Annotated in this window: 4 protein-coding genes; 2 read left to right on the forward strand and 2 right to left on the reverse strand. The window is 27.7% G+C overall.

What is annotated here, in order from left to right; translation table 11 throughout:
• Positions 1 to 642: 642 nt before the first annotated feature.
• The gene (locus KPL37_RS19060; protein WP_216151653.1) at positions 643 to 2391 is read left to right on the forward strand and encodes an ABC transporter ATP-binding protein; all 1749 of its coding nucleotides are present in this window, start codon (positions 643 to 645) and stop codon (positions 2389 to 2391) included.
• Positions 2392 to 2587: 196 nt separating this feature from the next.
• Complete coding sequence (locus KPL37_RS19065) at positions 2588 to 3016, forward strand: hypothetical protein (protein WP_216151654.1); 429 nt, start codon at positions 2588 to 2590, stop codon at positions 3014 to 3016.
• 573 nt (positions 3017 to 3589) lie between these two features.
• Here KPL37_RS19065 and KPL37_RS19070 read toward each other — a convergent pair.
• Positions 3590 to 3775 carry a hypothetical protein gene (locus tag KPL37_RS19070; protein ID WP_216151655.1) on the reverse strand — a complete coding sequence of 62 codons (186 nt, stop codon included), beginning with the start codon at positions 3773 to 3775 and terminating at the stop codon, positions 3590 to 3592.
• Positions 3776 to 3951: 176 nt separating this feature from the next.
• Positions 3952 to 4182 (reverse strand): hypothetical protein (locus tag KPL37_RS19075; protein ID WP_216151656.1); only part of this gene is annotated, 231 nt, incomplete at its 5' end.

Genomic DNA, 4182 nt, shown 5'->3' on the forward strand with positions numbered 1-4182 from the left:
ACTGATAATTATAAATTAGGGATAAAAGTTCGAACTGTTATACCCTGTATTTTATCAGTAGGTGCTCTTTTTTTCAAAGTTCATTTTAATTCATAACAGGAATGCTCCTTTAATTTAAAGAGGATAATAATTTACTTAAGTATATCATTTTCATAAAAATACCCTAGATCATTACAAATAATAATCTTAGGAATAATATTTAAAGTAAAATATTCACAGTCACAATTTAATATCCACTCACAATTTTAATAAAATACGCAACAAAAAACCTTCAAAATTTTTTTTATTATATTATTAAAAATATTCCTTAAACAAATTATTTTTTCATAACCCCAAATATCTTACCTATCATATATTTTTATTAATTATAGTTTTAAATATAATCACTGTCAATGATAGTTTTTTTAAAAAATATTTCCACTTAATGCAGCATAAGTCATAAAATCAAATTACTATAAAATAAAACGCTCTAAGTTCAATAAAGCCTTACAAAAATGTAATGTTTTATTGTATAAATCAATTTATTAGTTTCCTTAATTCATATAGAATTTATTTATGTTTGGAGCCTAGATTGACCAGGACATAAATATGATATACTAAAAGAAAAAAATAAAACGCATAAAAGAAGGGAAAACACTAAAAATGGATACAAAAGAATTTCAGAAAAGATCTCTAGTTTCAATATTCTTCTCATATTTTAAACCACACAAGAATTTATTTATATTAGATATGTCATGTGCATTCTTAATTGCAGTTATTGACTTGTCGTTTCCAGCAATAACTCGTTATTCTCTAAATAAGCTAATACCTATTAATGCTTATAGAACTTTTATAATTATTATGGTAATTATGCTAATTGCTTATACATTAAGAGCTTTTTTCTACTATATAATAACGTACTATGGTCACTCTTTTGGTGTATTAGTAGAAGCAGATATAAGAAGCGATTTATTTAAGCATATGCAGGAATTGTCTTATGGATACTTTGATAAAAACCGTACAGGTCAACTAATGAGTAGACTTACCGCAGATTTATTTGATATAACTGAGCTTGCTCATCATGGTCCTGAAGATGTTTTTATATCCACACTTACAATAATAGGATCACTAGGTATCTTATTTACTATTCAGTGGAAATTAACTTTGGTTATTGCTTTAATCTTGCCTATATTTTTATTAGTTGTATGGTATAGACGTTCTGAAATGTCAAAAGCTTCTCTGGAAGTGAAAGAAAAAACTGCTTCTATAAATATAAATATTGAATCAGGGCTTTCAGGCATGAAAACAGCAAAAGCATTTGCAAATGAGAATTCAGAATTTGATAAGTTTAGTGAATCAAATGATGCTTTCAAAACATCTAAAACCAGATTTTATAAGACTATGGGATATTTCAATGCTACAATGGAATTTTTCCTTTGTATTTTGCCAGCGACAGTTATCTTAGTAGGTGGAATATTAATTATGAAAGGACAGATGAATCAAATTGATTTAATCACTTTTACTTTATATATTGCTACTTTTATAACTCCAATTAGAAAACTTTCAAACTTTGCTGAACTATTTGCAACAGGTGGAGCTGGACTTGTACGTTTTGTAGATATGATGCGTACTGAAACTGAAATGAAAGATGGTCCTAATGCTATAGAACTAGGCAGAGTAAATGGCGAATTAGATATTGAAAATATTAGCTTTTCTTATACAAAAGGTATTCGAGTATTGCACAATATTTCTCTTCACGTCGATCCTGGCGAAACAATTGCTGTCGTAGGTCAATCAGGTGGAGGCAAATCAACACTATGTAAATTGATTCCCAGGTTCTATGATGTTGATGAAGGAAAAATTTTGCTTGACCATGTAGATATACGTAGTGTTTCGCAAGAATCTTTGCATAAAAATATTGGAGTTGTAGAACAAGAAATATTTCTTTTTGCTGATAGTATTCTCGAAAATATTAGATATGGTAGACCTGATGCTACTCCTAAGGAAGTTGCAATTGCAGCAAAACAGGCTGAGATTTATGATGATATTATTGCTATGTCTGATGGATTTAATACTTTTGTTGGAGAACGTGGTGCAATGCTTTCTGGTGGACAGAAACAACGTATTTCCATAGCCCGTATATTTCTAAAAAATCCACCATTCCTAATTTTAGATGAAGCAACCTCATCCCTTGATAGTGTTACTGAAGCTAAAATACAAGAAACTTTTGATAGTCTAATTATAGGCAGAACAACTTTTGTTATTGCTCATAGATTATCTACTGTTAGAAATGCAGATAGAATTCTTGTATTTGATAGTGGAAATATTATTGAAGATGGAAATCACGAATGTTTAATGAAAAAAAACGGTATGTATGCTGAACTTTATAAAACTCAGCATATAAGTAAATAGATGATTTCTGACAATATGGATACAATGGAGCCCCTTTGAATTAAGGGGTTTTCGTTGTTTTTTGTTGAGAATGCAATAAGAAAATTGTACTTGGATCATACTGGCATCATGCGTTCTTATGAACCCACTAAAAATAAAAACCTTTATTATGGATAAATATTCTTTTTATGCAAAGAATACTAATGAGGTGATATTAATGAATAGTAACATTGAGTTTTTAGATTATATTTATCAAAATGCTGAAATGGGCAAAAGTACAATTAGTGAATTAATTGATATTGTAAAAGATGAACCATACAGAAAAAATTTGGAGTCACAATTGAAAGAGTACACTGAAATATTTGATATATCTAATAGTAAAATTAAGGATACACAAGAGTCATCTAAAGGCATAGGAACTCTTACTAAAATAGCTTCATACATAATGATTAATATTAAAACACTAACAAATAAAACCCCCTCTCATATATCTGAAATGCTAATTCAAGGTAGTACCATGGGGATTATTGATATTACAAAAAGACTTAAACAATATAAAGATGCCACTCAAGATATAAAAGACATAGCAAATAGGTTGTTAAAGTTCGAGCAACAAAATGTTGAAGAAATGAAAAAGTTTTTATAGGCAATCAATTTAGCAATCATTAAGTACTGCTCCTTTACCCACTTGCATGATAAAAATCACTATAACAACTAATGTCATAGTGATTTTTTTATCTCTTATCCTATCTATAATATGTCTAAAGATATAATCTAATAAACAAAAAAAATAAAACGGACTGGCTAAATTACACCAGTCCGCTACTAGTTTTATATATATATTTTAATTAAAGGGGGACTCTAATTAAAAAATTTAATCAATAGCTAATTGCTATGTATTAACAATAACAATTCTCTGTGTCATTTGAATGTCGAATATAATAATAAATTGTTAATTTTAGCAACATTGCTTGTCCGTTTCACTTCCAATCTCTGTATTGCCAACATAAATCAAAAATAAGCCGTAGTATCCTTTGTAATTCAAATTAATAATAAACTAACAATGTCGTGAAAGTTACTTTCACGACATTGTTAGTTTATTATTATATTGAGTGATATTTTTTATTTATTTAAAATTCAATATAATATTAAATAGAAAAATAAAAACCACAGTTATGAACTAATTTATTTGATCTGATACAAAGAGAGAAACATTAAATTATTTTTTAGAATGCCCATCAAACTTAACATCTTTAAGTTCAGGCTCTACTTTGATAATTACTTCCGCATTTTCATTGAGTTTTTCATGTTCTATCCTCATTTCATTGATATCTTTTTCAATTTCTTGTAAAGTGTATCCAAAACAAACACAAGTAGCACTAAAATTTCTAAAATCTCTATCCATAAATTTCACGTCCCCTTCATAAAATGTATATATAAAGTATATTGTACATTTCTTTCTATTATTACAATAGACATCAATAATACACTGGCAATCCATTTTTCACTTTGCTTTTACGTAGGTACTAACTAAACAAAAAAATTATTTGATAATTTATTCTTAATTTAATTATTCTTAATTTAATTATATTGAATATAATTATATGAAAGTAGGGGATTAGATGTTATTAACCAATGCAACATTAGTTTTATTAAATCAGCAAATATCTCATGAATTAAATAACCATAATATTTATCGAAACCGGAGTTTGTCAACATAGTTGTCGCAATTTCTATTTCTAACATTTTTATGACGATGACTCTTCTATAATAAGAAGTTCTTCTTCTTTTATTGGATTCAAAGATACATAT

Origin of the sequence: Clostridium frigoris (assembly GCF_018861865.1) — a bacterium.
GTDB lineage: Bacteria > Bacillota > Clostridia > Clostridiales > Clostridiaceae > Clostridium_AD > Clostridium_AD frigoris.

Excerpts from the sequence above, each read along its gene's own strand:
- KPL37_RS19060 (WP_216151653.1), top strand. The coding sequence starts at position 643 with ATGGATACAAAAGAATTTCAGAAAAGATCTCTAGTTTCAATATTCTTC.
- KPL37_RS19065 (WP_216151654.1), top strand. The coding sequence starts at position 2,588 with ATGAATAGTAACATTGAGTTTTTAGATTATATTTATCAAAATGCTGAA.
- KPL37_RS19070 (WP_216151655.1), bottom strand. The coding sequence starts at position 3,775 with ATGGATAGAGATTTTAGAAATTTTAGTGCTACTTGTGTTTGTTTTGGA.